The sequence below is a fragment of the Chryseomicrobium excrementi genome (genome assembly GCF_002798305.1).
In the GTDB taxonomy this organism is placed as follows: Bacteria; Bacillota; Bacilli; order Bacillales_A; family Planococcaceae; genus Chryseomicrobium; species Chryseomicrobium excrementi.
In genome coordinates this window covers 37031-52641 of record NZ_PCGR01000004.1, presented here as the reverse complement: position 1 = coordinate 52641, position 15611 = coordinate 37031, and the positions used below count along the sequence as shown (strand labels likewise).

The 15611-nt window shown below is 42.7% G+C and carries 18 protein-coding genes; 14 read left to right on the top strand and 4 right to left on the bottom strand.

All coding sequences use genetic code 11. The annotated features are described in order from the left end of the window. Positions 1-101: 101 nt before the first annotated feature. Both CQS04_RS11265 and CQS04_RS11260 read left to right on the top strand, forming a co-directional pair. The gene (locus CQS04_RS11265; protein WP_100354224.1) at positions 102-1508 is read left to right on the top strand and encodes an alanine/glycine:cation symporter family protein; all 1407 of its coding nucleotides are present in this window, start codon (positions 102-104) and stop codon (positions 1506-1508) included. A gap of 76 nt (positions 1509-1584) precedes the next feature. Beyond that, positions 1585-2964: a Glu/Leu/Phe/Val family dehydrogenase gene (locus CQS04_RS11260; RefSeq protein WP_100354223.1), complete on the top strand. Its 1380-nt coding sequence runs from the start codon at positions 1585-1587 to the stop codon at positions 2962-2964. 25 nt (positions 2965-2989) lie between these two features. Here the strand turns inward: CQS04_RS11260 and CQS04_RS11255 are convergent, their stop codons facing one another. Together CQS04_RS11255 and CQS04_RS11250 are read right to left on the bottom strand one after the other, a co-directional pair. Continuing rightward, positions 2990-3241: a hypothetical protein gene (locus CQS04_RS11255; protein ID WP_100354222.1), complete on the bottom strand. Its 252-nt coding sequence runs from the start codon at positions 3239-3241 to the stop codon at positions 2990-2992. 236 nt (positions 3242-3477) lie between these two features. After that, positions 3478-4002 carry a YceI family protein gene (locus CQS04_RS11250; protein ID WP_100354221.1) on the bottom strand — a complete coding sequence of 175 codons (525 nt, stop codon included), beginning with the start codon at positions 4000-4002 and terminating at the stop codon, positions 3478-3480. A gap of 210 nt (positions 4003-4212) precedes the next feature. Here CQS04_RS11250 and CQS04_RS11245 point away from each other — a divergent pair, with 210 nt between their 5' ends. The 4 genes from CQS04_RS11245 (at position 4213) to CQS04_RS11230 (ending at position 9104) form a co-directional block, all read left to right on the top strand. After that, positions 4213-4518, top strand: a complete 306-nt coding sequence (locus CQS04_RS11245) for a winged helix-turn-helix transcriptional regulator (protein WP_100354220.1) — start codon at positions 4213-4215, stop codon at positions 4516-4518. Between the two features lie 33 nt (positions 4519-4551). After that, a complete protein-coding gene (gene murB, locus CQS04_RS11240) occupies positions 4552-5469 on the top strand; it encodes a UDP-N-acetylmuramate dehydrogenase (RefSeq protein ID WP_100354219.1) in 918 nt (305 codons plus the stop codon). Positions 5470-5567: 98 nt separating this feature from the next. Continuing rightward, positions 5568-7925 (top strand): penicillin acylase family protein, encoded by a 2358-nt coding sequence (locus CQS04_RS11235; protein WP_100354218.1) that lies wholly within the window; start codon positions 5568-5570, stop codon positions 7923-7925. Between the two features lie 75 nt (positions 7926-8000). Then, positions 8001-9104 (top strand): GNAT family N-acetyltransferase, encoded by a 1104-nt coding sequence (locus CQS04_RS11230; protein ID WP_100354217.1) that lies wholly within the window; start codon positions 8001-8003, stop codon positions 9102-9104. A gap of 267 nt (positions 9105-9371) precedes the next feature. Here CQS04_RS11230 and CQS04_RS13650 read toward each other — a convergent pair whose 3' ends face one another. Continuing rightward, a complete protein-coding gene (locus tag CQS04_RS13650; RefSeq protein ID WP_106408205.1) occupies positions 9372-9527 on the bottom strand; it encodes a lmo0937 family membrane protein in 156 nt (51 codons plus the stop codon). Between the two features lie 161 nt (positions 9528-9688). Here CQS04_RS13650 and mntR point away from each other — a divergent pair, with 161 nt between their 5' ends. The 6 genes from mntR (at position 9689) to CQS04_RS11200 (ending at position 14140) form a co-directional block, all read left to right on the top strand. Continuing rightward, entirely contained in the window at positions 9689-10114 is a 426-nt protein-coding gene (gene mntR, locus CQS04_RS11225) for a transcriptional regulator MntR (RefSeq protein ID WP_100354216.1), read from the top strand. Between the two features lie 14 nt (positions 10115-10128). Further along, positions 10129-10992, top strand: coding sequence for a CvfB family protein (locus CQS04_RS11220; protein ID WP_100354215.1), 864 nt, complete (start codon positions 10129-10131; stop codon positions 10990-10992). 50 nt (positions 10993-11042) lie between these two features. After that, positions 11043-11936, top strand: a complete 894-nt coding sequence (locus CQS04_RS11215; protein ID WP_100354214.1) for a DUF1002 domain-containing protein — start codon at positions 11043-11045, stop codon at positions 11934-11936. A 90-nt stretch (positions 11937-12026) separates the two neighbouring features. Further along, positions 12027-12989, top strand: coding sequence for a ring-cleaving dioxygenase (locus CQS04_RS11210; protein ID WP_100354213.1), 963 nt, complete (start codon positions 12027-12029; stop codon positions 12987-12989). A 40-nt stretch (positions 12990-13029) separates the two neighbouring features. Then, entirely contained in the window at positions 13030-13311 is a 282-nt protein-coding gene (locus CQS04_RS11205) for a GNAT family N-acetyltransferase (RefSeq protein ID WP_094943202.1), read from the top strand. A 325-nt stretch (positions 13312-13636) separates the two neighbouring features. After that, positions 13637-14140: a DUF4064 domain-containing protein gene (locus CQS04_RS11200; RefSeq protein WP_100354212.1), complete on the top strand. Its 504-nt coding sequence runs from the start codon at positions 13637-13639 to the stop codon at positions 14138-14140. Between the two features lie 19 nt (positions 14141-14159). Here CQS04_RS11200 and CQS04_RS11195 read toward each other — a convergent pair whose 3' ends face one another. Then, positions 14160-14645 carry a GNAT family N-acetyltransferase gene (locus tag CQS04_RS11195; RefSeq protein WP_245858810.1) on the bottom strand — a complete coding sequence of 162 codons (486 nt, stop codon included), beginning with the start codon at positions 14643-14645 and terminating at the stop codon, positions 14160-14162. A gap of 110 nt (positions 14646-14755) precedes the next feature. On the opposite strand from CQS04_RS11195, the gene CQS04_RS11190 reads away from it, so the two are divergent. Together CQS04_RS11190 and CQS04_RS11185 are read left to right on the top strand one after the other, a co-directional pair. Further along, positions 14756-15187, top strand: a complete 432-nt coding sequence (locus CQS04_RS11190; RefSeq protein WP_100354210.1) for a GNAT family N-acetyltransferase — start codon at positions 14756-14758, stop codon at positions 15185-15187. Positions 15188-15265: 78 nt separating this feature from the next. Continuing rightward, entirely contained in the window at positions 15266-15598 is a 333-nt protein-coding gene (locus tag CQS04_RS11185; protein WP_100354209.1) for a hypothetical protein, read from the top strand. Positions 15599-15611 lie beyond the last annotated feature (13 nt).

Genomic DNA, 15611 nt, shown 5'->3' with positions numbered 1-15611 from the left:
TCTATGAAAACCTGTATTTTTTACAGGTTTTTTTGTTTGCACTCCTTTACCTTTAGGGTATGTATATTACGATACATATCATCTAAAAAGGGGGAAATAGGATGGAATGGTTGAATTCATTCGTAGACTGGGCAAACAACTACCTTTGGACGTACATTTTAATAGCTCTTTTAATCGGTGCTGGTCTTTATTTTTCAATTCGTACGAAGTTTGTTCAGTTCCGTTTGTTCGGTGAGATGTTCCGTGTCATCACCGAAAAGAAAGAAACAGATACGGGAGTATCTGCATTCCAAGCATTTACTATTAGTACAGCATCCCGTGTTGGTACAGGGAACATCACAGGAGTAGCACTGGCAATCGGTATCGGTGGGCCTGGTGCCGTGTTCTGGATGTGGCTGATTGCCATTATTGGGATGGCTACAGCATTTGTCGAAAGTACCCTTGCTCAAGTCTATAAAGTACGAGATGGCGACGAGTTCCGCGGTGGTCCAGCGTACTATATGGAAAAAGCTTTAGGACAGCGTAAAATCGCCATAGTTTTTAGTGTTCTCTTAACGCTTAGTTTTGGATTTATTTTCAACTCCGTTCAATCGAATACGATTGCAGTCTCTGTAAATGATGTCTTCAATATCCCGACATGGGTTATTGGGTTAGCACTTGTAGTCCTTACAGCTGTAATTATATTTGGTGGAGTACATCGAATTGTAAAAGTGACACAGGTTATCGTACCAGTAATGGCTGTACTTTATATCTTGATTGCTTTATTTGTAGTCGTGACGAATCTGTCCGAACTTCCGGCCTTCTTCTCATTAATCTTTAGCCATGCATTTGGTCTTGAAGAAGCTGTTGGTGGCGGTGTGGGTGCCGCTATCATGCAAGGTGTTCGTCGTGGGTTGTTCTCAAACGAAGCAGGGATGGGGTCCGTACCAAATGCGGCGGCAACTGCCAACGTATCTCACCCGGCAAAACAAGGGCTTGTTCAAAGCTTGGGAGTCTTCTTTGATACTATCGTGATTTGTACAGCGACAGCATTTATCATCTTGCTATCTGATTTCTATAAGACAGCTACAGATGATGGGATCATCTTGACGCAAAATTCACTGGCGGATCATGTGGGAAGCTGGGCTCCTTACTTTGTAGCCATTGCTATCATCTTCTTCGCATTCAGTTCCGTTATCGGAAACTACTATTATGGTGAAACAAATATTGAGTTGATCAATGCACATCGCGGCTGGTTGCAAGGGTATCGTGTTCTTGTACTAGCAATGGTTATGTTCGGAGCTCTAGCAAAAGTTCAATTAGTTTGGAATATGGCTGACTTGTTCATGGGCTTAATGGCTGTCATCAATATCGTGGTCATTCTGTTGCTTGGTAAATTAGCTGCTCAAGTGCTCGATGATTATGTGGCACAGCGGAAGCGCGGACTGGATCCACAGTTTTATGCCAAAAATATTGCAGGTCTAAAAAATACCGAGTGTTGGGAAGACGACGCTCCGGAAACTAAATAATTCCATCTGCCCCTCCGTTTAGCAAAAATACGGAGGGGTATAGTTTTTTAGAGCAATTATATTAGGAGGTGTTCGGATGAGTGAAGTATCCCATCCCATCGTAAAACAGGCATTGAAAGCATTACTTGAACGCGACGAATTTTTACCAGTGTGTAAAGGCGAGAGTCGGACCAAGGCTTTTGCTTCTATGGAAGCCATCTTGTCGACTCCCAATCAAATCCACAAGGCTTACATACGTATGCCACTTGAAAATGGTCAAATTGTCCGTGTCCCGGCTTTTCGTGTGCAACATAATAATGCACTTGGCCCTTATAAAGGCGGTATTCGTTTTCATGAATCCGTTAATGAACACGAAGTTGTAAACTTATCCTTTTTAATGACTCTCAAAAATGCGTTACACAACGTTCCTTATGGAGGAGGAAAAGGTGGCATCGTCATTGATCCTCGGTCTCTGAGTGAAAAGGAACTGCATTCTCTATGCGTCAAATACGTGCGGAATTTTAATGATATCATCGGACCGGACAAGGATATTCCTGCACCAGACGTCGGTTCAGGAGAACGCGAGATGGACTGGATGATGGCCGAGTATAAGAAAATCAATCATGGCCAGCCTTATCTAGGGAGTTTCACAGGAAAGAGTGTGGTCAATGGTGGCTCTCTCGGACGTCGTGAAGCAACTGGAAAAGGAGTTTATTTTACAATGCGTTATTTGCTTCACGATTACGTTGAAAAGAACAGAACCAATCTTGAGAACAATGCTAACATCTTTGCAAAGACGACTCTCGAGCACTCAGGTCGTCCATTGACAGTAGCCGTGCAAGGATTTGGTAATGTAGGGTCGGTGACGGCACTAGAGGCGTACCGCGATCAAAAGCTACAAAACAAAGTGATTGCAGTTTCAGACCGCAATGTAACATTGGTGAATCCAGACGGACTGGATATTCCCGCACTTGTGGACTTCACGGCGAAGAACAAAGGCGATCTGCCAACAAAAGAAGAGCAATTAAGAGAACTAAATGTCGTTGCCACTATTGAATCACGTGAAGCGATTTTAACCATGGATGTCGATGTCTTGGTATTGGCTGCTCTTGAAGATCAAATTCATCAAGACAACTGGAAAGATATCAAAGCTCGTATCCTTGTAGAAGGAGCCAATGCGCCAATCACGCAAGAAGCAGATGAACAACTAGCCAAAAATGGAGTCGTCATCATTCCTGACATTTTAGCGAACGCGGGAGGGGTAATCGTCTCTTATCTTGAATGGTTACAAGGTCGAGAGACTCAATTCTTCACGGAGGAAGAAGTCTTCACAAAACTGTATGAAAAGATGTCTCATACGATGGAAACGATTTTACCTCAGTATTACGCAGATCCTTTTGCACTCCGTCAGAATGCGTTTATTCATGCAGTAGGACGACTCTCAGAAGTATTGTACCGCCAAGGAAAGTTGTATTAAAAAAAAGAGAAGGCTTGGTCTAAGACTAAGCTTTCTCTTTTTCTAATTCGTTTATGATTGGGTCCGCTGTGTGACTTAAAGCTTGACGTTTATAGTCGAGTTCCAAGCGCATCTTCTCGGTTTCTAATAAAAAATTCTCATAGCGTTGTTTTTCGAGAGCTAATTCGTCCTTTGTAGATAAGGCACGAATTTCTTCCAGCTTTACGCGTTGCTTCATCCATTTTTCTACAAGACTTGCACCAACCCCGATTGCTACAATCGCGACAATCCACCACATTGTGCATTCCACCTTTGCTTTGTTTAGTAATCTATACGGTATTCGCAGGAGAAAGTTTCAAAAAAAGAGACAACCGGAATGGTCGTCTCTTAAGGCGGTTTTCACATCTAGAGCAATCGAGTTGCGAACGCCAGAAATCCCCATCAAAACCATTCACCCCAACCGAGGCGAAGTGCGCCTCAATTGGTGCGCCTGGTTTTGATGAAATTTCTAGAGCGGCGTTCTCCACATCTAAATTATGCTGGGTTCAGTTCCAACTCAATATCAATCTTAATATCTTCGCCAACTAACACGCCGCCAGTCTCAAGAGTTTGGTTCCAAGTTAAACCGAAGTCTTTACGATTGATTTTTGCATCAGCAGAGAAGGCTACGACTTCTTGACCCCATGGGTTTGTGCCTTTTCCTTCGTACTCTGCATCAAAGGTAACTGGTTTTGTTACATCTTTAATTGTTAGATCACCCGTGATTTTGTACTCGTCGCCGCCTTTAGACTGGATGTCTGTCGCTTTGAACGTGATAGATGGGTATGTTTCTACATCAAAGAAATCGGCAGAACGTAAGTGGTTGTCACGATCGTTGTTGTTTGTATTGATAGACGCTACGTCAATTGTGAATTCAATTGTTGCGCCAGAAAGATCTTGTTCATTGCCTTCTAGGTTTGCTGAAAAGTCATTGAAATTTCCGCGAACTTTAGAAACCATCATGTGCTTTACTGAGAATCCGATGCTAGAGTGTGCTGTGTCAACTGTGTACTTTGTCATTTTACAATCTCTCCTTAGTTTTTGGAATTGTCTAAAAGTATACCGAGCTATTATTTCGAAATCAAGATATATGATTAAAAAAATATAAATAACTGGTTACTTTACGTAACTTACTATAAAATAATAATAAGCGAACGTCAAGTAATTAAATAATGTTTTTTGCGTTTTTTGCAATTTTTTTTTATACTAAGTAAATTAGGAGTGAGTATGATGAAAGAAACAGCACTTTGCCCTCGCCTTTCCAATGCCATGGACTTGCTTGGAAAACGCTGGACGGCATTAATTATTTATCAATTGTTAAATGGCTCTAAACGGTTTAATGAAATTGAGTCTTCCATGCCGATTAGTGGCCGTTTGTTATCGGAACGGTTAAAAGAGCTCGAGATGGAAGGGCTTGTCACACGGAAAATCTATTCGGAGGTACCAGTTCGCGTTGAATATTCTTTAACAGATAAAGGTTTTGCCCTCCGGCCAGTCATTGAGGGGATTGAAAGCTGGTCCCAACAATGGACGTAACAAAAATGGTTTAAATAGAAAGGATTGTCTTCTTTGTCTAAACAAAAATGGTTTGAAGAACTTTCGGCAGTATTGCCTGCACATACAGTAAAACTAGATGAACCCCTATCGCTTCATACGATTACTCGCATGGGAGGTCCGGCAGATGTGTTTGTGTCTCCGGATTCTCAAGCACAAGCAATCGTTGTGATCAATTATGCAGCACAATATAACATCCCATTATTGCTACTCGGTAACGGTTCCAACATGGTCGTACGCGATGGTGGTGTTAGAGGAATCGTGCTTCAGCTTACGAAGCTTCGTGAAGTCACAATTACAAATACACATGTCTACGCGGAAAGTGGAGCAGCGATCATTGAAGTCTCGAAACTTGCAGCAAAAGAAGGTCTGACGGGTCTTGAATTTGCTTGTGGGATTCCTGGAACAGTCGGTGGTGCTATGGTGATGAATGCTGGCGCTTATGGTGGTGAGATTCAAGACGTCATCAAACAGTGTACTGTAGTGACCCCTCAAGGAGAGCTATTGGTTCTCAAGAAAGAAGACCTAGACCTTGGATACCGAACAAGCGTCATCTCTAAAAAAGGGTACTTTGTACTTTCTGCTGAGTTTGAGCTTAGCTACGGCGAACAAGTCCATATCGATGAGAAAATTGCCGATCTGACGCACCAACGCACATCTAAGCAGCCTTTAGAATTCCCGTCAGCAGGAAGTGTCTTCAAACGTCCTCCGGGATATTTTGCTGGGAAGCTGATTCAAGACAGTGATTTGCAAGGAAAAGGATTCGGTGGTGCGGAAGTCTCGACGAAGCACGCAGGATTCATCGTCAATAAAGACAATGCTACAGCTACGGATTACATCAAGACGATTCAACTCGTTCAATCAACTGTAAAAGAAAAGTTTGGTGTGGACCTAGAGCTTGAAGTGAAAATAGTGGGAGAAGAAGTGAAGTAATCTCTACAGCCAGTCTCAACTTTGAGGCTGGCTTTTTTCGTGCCTAGAAGGAATATGTCGGAACATAGCGAATACCTACGTATAAGGGGGAGAAAGACATGAAAAAGGGATATAAAATACTACTGACCATTGTGATTGGGATCGTGATTGTGGTCGCCATCGCATTTCTTGGACTAAACTGGTTTATCGCGAACTCAAAGCCGCAGCTTGAAGGGGAACTCGACTTGACGAGTTTAGAACAACCTGTCACGGTTACCCGAGACGAAGAAGGGGTTCCTCATATCGAGGCACAATCCGATGCGGACTTGTACCGTGCTCAAGGATTTGTGCAAGCACAAGACCGTTTGTTCCAAATGGACTTAGCTCGTAGACAAGCGAGTGGAGAACTCTCAGAAGTGGTAGGGGAAGCTGCACTTTCTACTGATCAATTTTTTTTAACTTTCAGTCTGAGAGATGCGGCTGAAAAATCATATGAAGGCTACAGCGCTGAAGCTAAGCAAGTTTTGGAGTGGTATGCAGAAGGCGTCAACGACTTCATCACACATGCAAAAGAAGAAGGGCAATTAAGCTATGAGTTTACGTTACTTGGTTATAAACCAGAGCCTTGGACACCGGTAGATTCGTTAACAATAGGAAAATATATGGCGTATGATCTAGGTGGAAACTGGTCCACACTTGCCATTCGCCACTGGGCGTTGCAAAACTTAGAGGAAGACAAAGCAAAAGAATTGTTCATCACCTATCCGGAAGACGACCCGGCAATTCTAGAAGCTAACAAACAAACAAAAGTGCAGGTGGGAGCAGAGTTCCCTTTAGACGTCATGCCGCATCCATTTAACGGAAGCAACAACTGGGTTGTATCGGGCGACAAGACGGAGAGTGGACAACCGCTCCTAGCAGATGATCCACATCTAGGACTGAGTACGCCGTCCATCTGGTACCAGATGCATCTTCAATCACCTGAACAAAATGTGAGTGGGGTCATCTTTGCCGGGATTCCAGGAATCATTTTAGGTCACAACGACGACGTGGCTTGGGGTGTGACAAATGTCGGGCCAGATGTTCAGGATCTATATATAGAAAAACCAAACCCAGATAACCCGTATCAGTTCTCGTATGACGGAGAGTGGGAGGATGCAGAAGTCCGCTCCTACGAGATTGCTGTCAAAGACCAAGATCCCGTTCCATTTGAAGTAGTTGTGACGCGTCATGGTCCTGTCATTTCTGACATTCTTTACGAGGAGTCAGACCCAGAAGCGGTCTTTTCAATGCAGTGGACAGCTTTAGAGCCGACTCAAGAACTTCAAGCCATATTAGAGATGAACAAATCGTCGAACTGGGATCAGTTTGAATCGGCTCTTGAACAGTTCCACGCACCAGCGCAAAACTTTGTCTTTGCTGCAAAAGACGGAACGATCGCATATAAAGCAAATGGGCGCTTGCCACTTCGCAAACAAGGAGATGGTCAACTGCCTGTGCCTGGAGATTCTTCTGATTATGGATGGGACGGTTATGTGCCATATGATGAGTTGCCAACTATCGTGAATCCAGAGGAAGGGTTCATCGCTACTGCAAACAATCAAGTGGTCGATGAGAGCTACCCGTACCACATCACGGATTTCTGGGCACAATCGTATCGCTATGAGCGAATAGCGGAAGTGCTACGTGACAACGAGTCACTAACGGTGCAGGACATGATGGACCTACAGATGGATCAGCAGAACTTACAAGCACGGCGGTTCTTAGATCAAATGCTAGTATCATTAGAAGCAACAGAGACCGGAGCAGGCTACGAGGATTTGATTGCAGAGATGCGCAGTTGGAACCAAGTGGATGATAAAGACCTTATGCAGCCGCTCGTTTTCCATAAGTGGATGAAAAAACTGCCGGATGTCTTGTTTGAAGAAGACATTCCTGAAGACATCTATGACATGATGCCAGGGAAAGCTAATATAACAGACCAGATGTTACAACTTTATGCCGACGGTGAGACAAGTGCTTGGGTCGAAGAGGCAGGAGGAGTAGACGCTTGGCTAGAAGCTGCTTTCCTAGAAATGATGCAAGAGATGAAAGAGAAACATGGCGAAGACTATATGGAATGGAACTGGGGAGATGAGCACTTATTGACGTTTGACCATCCGCTATCTGGTGCATCACCAATTCTTGCACGGTTCTTAAATCCGGAGCCTGTTCCAATCGGAGGATCTGGAATTACTACGCAGGCCGCTGCTTTTAATGAACAAGGAGAAGTGACGCACGGAGCTTCGTGGCGTTTTGTTGCAGATCTCGCTGACTTATCTTCCGCGTATCACATTGTCGGACCTGGACAGAGTGGCCATATGAAGTCGGACTGGTTCCACAGTCAAGTAGATGATTGGGCCGAAGGATCGTACCATGAAACTTCTACCATGGGGGAATATAAGGAATTGTATACATTAGAACTCCTACCAAAATGATGGGCTAAGCATTGCAAAATTGCCTCAATCAAGGTACGCTTTGCAGTAGACAACAGAGGGTATTAGGAGGGCACTATGCGGCTTACAGAATGGACAATGGAAGAACAGGAACAACTCATACACTTTTTGACGACCAACTCTTGGCCGTTCCATGGAAATGCAACACCTGAACGGGAATTGATTGAAAAGACAATCGGAGAAGGTGGTTACGAGTCCGATGAAGTCAAAACGTTTTGGGTCGAGAACGACATGGCTGAAAAAGTAGGAATCGTCAAAATCCATGATTTACAAGATGAGATTCCGTTATTTGATCTACGAATCGCCGAAACGGCTCGAGGGAAGGGCTATGGCTCCAAGGCGTTAAAGCTTGTGACGGAATACGTTTTCTCTTTACCAGAAAAGAAAATTCGCTTAGAGGGTCATACTCGCTTAGACAATGTAGCAATGCGCAAAACGTTTGAGCGAGCGGGGTTTGTCAAAGAAGCTCAACTCCGACAGGCTTGGTTCTCTCCTAAGGAAGACCGGTATTATGACGCTGTCACCTACGGGATGACGAGAGAGGATTTCTTGAAAGGGACCTCGACTCCGGTCGCTTGGGATGAAATGATGGCTGTGAATGAACAGACACAGAAGCCTTATGTACCGGAACAACTTGAAACAGAACGTCTTTTAGTTAGAGCACCAAAAATTGAAGACGTTCCACTCGTCTGGGAAGCTATTTCAGAAAGTATGGAAACGCTAAAACCGTGGATGATTTGGGCACAGCATCCTCCCAAGATTGAAGAGACAGAAGCAAGTCTACGTAAAGCGATTGCTGCTTATGTGACACAAGAAGATTTCCGTATGCACTTGTTTGAGAAAGAGACTGGAAATTTTATTGGTTCGACAGGCTTCCACCGCATCGACTGGGAATTGCGCCGTTTTGAGATCGGCTACTGGTTGCGCTCAAGCTATGAAGGAAAAGGGTATATCACTGAGGCAGTACAGATGCTGACGGAATTTGCCTTTAATGAGCTGCAAGCGGTACGTGTTGAGATTCGCTGCGATGATGACAATCAAGGGAGTCGTCGCGTTGCTGAGCGGTGTGGGTATCAGTTAGAGGGGATTCTTCGAAGAAATGCTCGCAAGGCGGATTCAAAAGACTTTGCAGATACGTGTATTTATTCACGAATTCACTAGATAAATAGACCGCATTTTGGAGTTTCTATTGATACAATTATTATGTTTCTTATACGAGAAGCCATTTTTAAGGGAAGCACCTGAAAGTCTCCTCGTCGCAGGCTCCTGCGGGGTCTCGCAGAACCTCTGATACCCTGGGAAACGACGTCTCATGCTCATCCATACATGAATGATGCGGTAGTGAAAGATTGAGATTCATATCGTAACTCCAATCATGGTTATTAAAAAAGCATAAAAAGAAGCCGCAGCATTTAGCTGCGGCTTTTTCTATAGAGACCGTTTTCCCATCACCAGCTGAATCACGAAAATGATACCAGCGATGATCAGTAGGGTGTGGATTAAACCACCACCGAAATCTAATAAGAATCCTAATAACCAAATAACAATAAGTACGACAATCACTAACCATAAAATGCGGCCCATACGAGACACCTCCTTTTCTAAATAAACTAAATTTGCTTGGCTAGTATTAGGATACCCTAGCCTAAAAAGCCTCAAACCTATGAGCGAAATTATTTAGTCGTTTGTCGCTACTCGGTGAGTGTAGTAAACTTAAAGAACTGAGTAGGAAAGGAAGAACGCAAGTGCCAACACCAAGTATGGAAGACCACATTGAACAAATCTATCAATTGATCGAACAAAAAGGGTATGCACGAGTATCTGATATCGCGGAAGCTTTGGAAGTCCTTCCTTCATCCGTTACAAAAATGGTGCAAAAGCTCGACAAAGACGGCTACTTGCATTATGAAAAGTACCGTGGTTTAACATTGACCCCAAAAGGTAATAAATTAGGAAAAAAACTCGTGAAGCGTCATGACCTTCTCGAAAACTTCCTACGACTTGCCGGTGTATCGGAAGAATTGATTTATCAGGACGTCGAAGGAATTGAACATCATTTGAGTTGGGAATCGATTGATCGAATCGCAGAGCTTGTTTTGTTCTTTGAAGAACACCCTGAGCTTCAAATCCAATTAGAGCAATTCCGCTCAGATAGTAAAGTAGAAGATTAGAGGAGGGCTCTCGTATGGCTGAATTAGAAATTGCTGCAGTAGTAAAGGTTACATTATTAGAAAAAGAAGGGTCCAAATGGGTCGCTGTGACAGGCGATAAAGACCCTGTGGTTATTAATGAATCGGAAGCACCAACAGAATGGGAAGAAGGCCAAGAAGTTTCTGTTTTTACATACCGTGACCGCAAAGGCAACACGGTAGCAAGTGGGCACATCCCCGCTATTCGAAAAGGAACGTATGGCTGGGCAAAAGTAGTGAAAGTGACGGATCGCGACGGTGCAACAGTGGATATTGGTGGAAGTCAAGCAGCAGTTGTAAAAGCAGAAGATCTTCCGAAACTACGTGAGCTTTGGCCACAACCAGGTGATTGTCTATTCATGACTTTGCGTACGGATAGAGAAGGAAGTTTACTAGGACGCCTTGCTACAGAAGAGAAGATTGAAGAGTTGTATGTAGAAGCACCTTCAACAGTATATAACAGTGATATTCAAGCCCGTGCCTACCGATTGTTACCAGTAGGAACTTTCTTACTGTCTGCTAAAGGCATGTACCGCATATTCGTCCATCAGTCTGAACGTCTAGAGGAACCTCGCCTAGGAGAGGAAGTTAAAGTCCGTATTATCGAAGTTAAAGAAGATGGAACATTGAATGGCTCGTTGCTCCCTCGCAAGCAAGAACGCCTATCAGATGACGCAGAAACGATTTGGCGTTATTTGCAATCTGTTGGAGGCAAAATGCCGTTTGGTGACAAGTCCACTCCAGATGAGATTCAAGAAATGTTTTCAATGAGTAAGGCATCATTTAAACGTGCTCTCGGTAAACTAATGAAAGACGGGAAGATCGAGCAGCAAGACGGGTGGACGCTTTCTAAATTGTAAGGAAACCTTTTGCTCCTTGGAACGTTTAATATGCTGAAAGGGGTAGTCTAATGAAACGATTACTAATTACGTTACTAGCAATTTTACTGTTTGTTCCACTCACCGCATTTGCGGATGGAGAAAACCAAGAAGTCATAGATGAAAAACTAGGTGTACCGATTGTGGTATACGGTGCCAACTTGACGGCAGAGCAAAAGACAAGTGTACAAAAAGCGTTGAACGTCTCAGAATCTTCTACTGTGGAAGAAATTACAGTAACAGGTGAGGATCTCGCCACGTATATCAAAGACGGAAATCCTTCAGCGCGTATGTTTTCTTCAGCAAAAATCACACGTACGGATGAAGGAAAAGGTCTTGTTATCTCGATTGTGACACCTGATAACATCACACAAGTAACAAACGATATGTATGCCAATGCGATGTTGACAGCTGGTATTGAGAACGCAACAGTAGAAGTGGCAGCACCGAGTCCTGTAACCGGGCATTCCGCTTTAGTCGGAATTTATAAAGCATATGAAGCCTCTGGAGAAAAGCTGGATTCTGAACGCACAGATGTAGCTAATGAAGAACTATCTGTTGCTACAGTTCTTTCAGAAGAAGCCGGAATTGATCAAGAAAAGGTAAGCGAACTACTTACTGAAATCAAAAAGCAGATTGCAGAACAAAATCCGGCTACACGTGAAGATGTTGAGCAAATTGTAAATGATCAGTTAAGTAACTTACAAATTGAACTGTCAGAACAAGATCGTCAATTACTAATCGATTTGATGGACCGCATCCGTCAGTTAGATATCGATTTTAGTCAATGGTCATCTCAATTAGAGGATTTGAGTAAGTCTATTCAAGATCAGATTGACTCGATCGCTGAAAACGAAGGCTTTTGGAACGGAGTTCGAAACTTCTTCAATGACTTGATTTCCTCTATACGTTCTCTATTCAACTAAACGAGAAACACCCTAGCGGTGTTTCTTTTCTTTTGCTGAAAAGTAAGGTACACTCAATGTATCTCGAATTCAAGATAAGGGGGAACTCCTATGCATTTAGCAGGTATTCACCACGTCTCAGCTATCACGAAAGATGCCGTTCACAATCATTATTTTTTCACACACATTCTTGGTATGCGACTAGTGAAGAAAAGTGTAAACCAAGATTCTCCTAGCAGTTATCATTTGTTTTATGCAGACGCAGAAGGCACGCCAGGTACAGATATGACCTATTTTGATATACCAATGGCAGGAAGAACGTATCCAGGAGTCTCTAGTATTTCTAACACCGGATTTCGTGTGCGTTCTGAGAAAGCGTTGGATTTTTGGGGAAAACGGTTAAAATCATTCGATGTTCCCGTACTGGAACGTGCTCAGGCATTTTCAAGAAGTGTTTTGTACTTTGAAGACTTTGAAGGCTCACGTTTACACCTTGTCGTCGATCCAGGTGAAGGGATACCTTACGGGGAACCCTGGGAGCATCCCGATATTCCTAAAGAGTTCGCACTAGTTGGTCTCGGTCCAAGTTATCTTACGGTTCGTCATGCTGATAAAACGCTAAGCACTCTGACCTCTGTTTTGGGATTTGAATACGCAGGAAGTTACCCTTCCTCCGTGCAGGGGCAGCCGGATGTAATAGTTGTTCAGACTGGACTTGGAGGTCCAGCCGGTGAAGTGCATATTCATACTCGTGATGATCTTCCAGTAGAGCGTCCGGGGAGAGGAAGTGTCCATCATGTGGCTTTTCGAATTCCCAATATGGAAGACTATCCGAAATGGCTAGAACGCTTGCAGCAGGCAGGCTTTGAAACATCTGGTCTCGTTGACCGGTTTTATTTTAAGTCCATCTATTTTCGAGAGCCAAACGGCATATTATATGAACTAGCGACAGATGAACCGGGCTTTGCAGTTGATGAGAATAAGGCAACCTTAGGACAACGATTGGCTTTGCCGCCCTTCTTAGAAAGTCGTCGAGAAGAAATTGAATCGAAGTTGCGTCCATTGACGTTCTAAGGAGAAAATATGATAGACTGTAAAAAAGGAGTGGTGATTCATGGATTTTCAATTTACGGAATTAGGAAATGATGTATTTGCATATCAAGTTCGTGAAGGAAATGAAAAGGTAGGAGAAATCACGTGGACTTTACTAGGGGATATTATGGTGATGGATCATACATTTGTATCGCCAAAACTCCGCGGTGGAGGAGTCGCCAAGAAACTCTTAGACCGTGCAGCAGAATATGCACGTGACAATGATTACAAAATGGATGCTGTATGCTCTTATGTAGTATCCGCATTTGATCGGTACAAAGAATATGATGATGTAAAAGCATAAATAAAAGGCAATCGGGTTCACTAGAACTTCGATTGCCTTTTTATTTATCTCCACAGTTTCTAATCATCATATGAAGAACACCACAAGAGCAGTTAATGCAGAAGCACCTGCCAATGTGTATAGAAAATCTCCTTGTGAAAATACTAATTTCTTTTCCATTTTTCTCATCCTCTCTTGTTGTATAGTTGCTTAGTCTATGTTTACCCGAGGTTGAAAAATTAAATCTAGTTTTTTTGTCCTATTTTTAAATGTGATTAAAAAACTTGAAACGTTTTCACTACTCGTCCGTATAACAAAGTGCACAACGAATCGAGGAGGAAGAACTATGAAGTTTTCACGCACAGGAGAACTGGTTTTAGGTGTAATTGGTACAGTATTTACGGCGATTTCCGTTATTCTATTAGCTATCGCTGTATCAAGTGGTAGCGCAGCATTAGATGACCCAGAATTAATGGGGCAATTTGAGCAAGATGTAATTACAGAAATGCAGAATGATCCATCATTAACAGCTGAGGATGCCGAAATGGCCTCTCAATTTCTCTCTGAAGGATTGGGTGCAATCAGTGTATTTGGATGGGCGGCTGTTGTCGTATTAGTCATTAGCTTGATCTTCAACATCTTGGCATTAGTCTTTATTTCTAAAAATAGAAATCCAAAACTAGCCGGAGTATTCTTTATTCTTGCAGGATTGTTTGCTTTCATTCTATCTCTAACATCGATCTTATTGTACATCGCAGCAATCATGTCCTTTGTACGAAAAGCACCTTCCGCTTCTCAAGGTCACCATCCAGACGATCTAGATTACTACGAGCCGAATCGTCCTCTATAAGAGAAAAAACTCCCACCTCTTAAATGAGTGTGGGAGTTTTCAATGGGAATAAATATTGTGCCGTTGTAGTTGGATAGCCTTCAAAGTATTCATCAAATTCTTCGACTAGTTCAAATCCAAGCTTTTCGTAAAAAGTCCTTGCAGCCGTATTCATACTCTCTACATAAACAAATAGGTTCAGTCCTTTTTGTTGTAACACTTGGATACCCTTTTCTACTAATAAGGTGCCGTACCCTTTTTGTTTATGTTCAGGAGAAATGTAGAGGGCTGTGAGCTCGCTGTCGCCATCTTCATCAACTTGTGTAAAGCTCGCAAATCCAATGATTTGTGCCTCTTCTTCAATTACAAACATATGTGTCTTTTCTATTTGTTTGCAGAGCATAGGTGTAGAATAGTTTTTTTCAAACCAGTCCTGCAAACTTTCTATTGGAAAACTAGAGCCGTACGTTTCGTCCCAACTGGCTTGAGCGACTTGCCGTACAGAGTGGATATCTTGTTCAGTCATTAATCGGATCACAGCCATCACCTCGAAACTATTTCAACTAGCATATCAAAATTCTGGTTCTCTGGCTACCGCTTATGCCATAATTAAGTAGAAAAAAGGAGAGATGAACCATGTGGACATGTAAAAAGTTTCATGAATTGACGGTTGATGAATTGTATCAACTGCTAAAGCTTCGTGCAGATGTCTTCGTTGTCGAACAGAACTGTGTCTATCCGGACATCGATAATTACGATCAAGACTCTCTACATATCTTTTATCAACAACAAGAATTGATTGCTTACTGCCGAGTCGTTCCAAGTGGGAAATACGAAGAAGTTTCTATAGGCCGAGTCATTGTTAGGAAAGATCATCGCGGAACGGGACTGGCACAAGAATTGATGGAGCAAGCATTGCTTGCTGCAGAACATCAATTCGGATCGCAGCCAATTCGTCTTTGTGCTCAAGCGCATTTGCAAAGCTATTATGGGGCTTTTGGTTTTGCAACCATCTCTGAAGAATTTCTAGAAGATGGCATTCCTCACGTCTATATGATGAAAAAATAAAATGTATAGATTAAAGTCTTCTCGAACAGGGTATTACTAGATTATAGAATTAGACTCATACTAATTGGAGGTAATACAATGGCTAGAAAATCAAATGGTTCAGGTTTAGTAGTGGCAGGGCTTGCAGCAGCAGCATACGCATATTTCAGCAAAAAGGAAAATCGCGACAAGGCAATGGTGCAATTCAACAATTTAAAAACAAAATACAACGCATACATGGATCAAAATTCAACAAAGAAATCTTCTTATGGTACTGCTGGTCATCCTGATCCAACAGACGTAGATGATAACAAAATGGTGGATGAAGGCGCCATGACAAGTGTTCAATATTATAACGAAGAAGTTCAGGACAAATCTTCTAAAAAAGAAAAAACAGACGTTTCAAATAAAGAAGTAGATTACCATCAGTAAAAAGAGAGCTCTC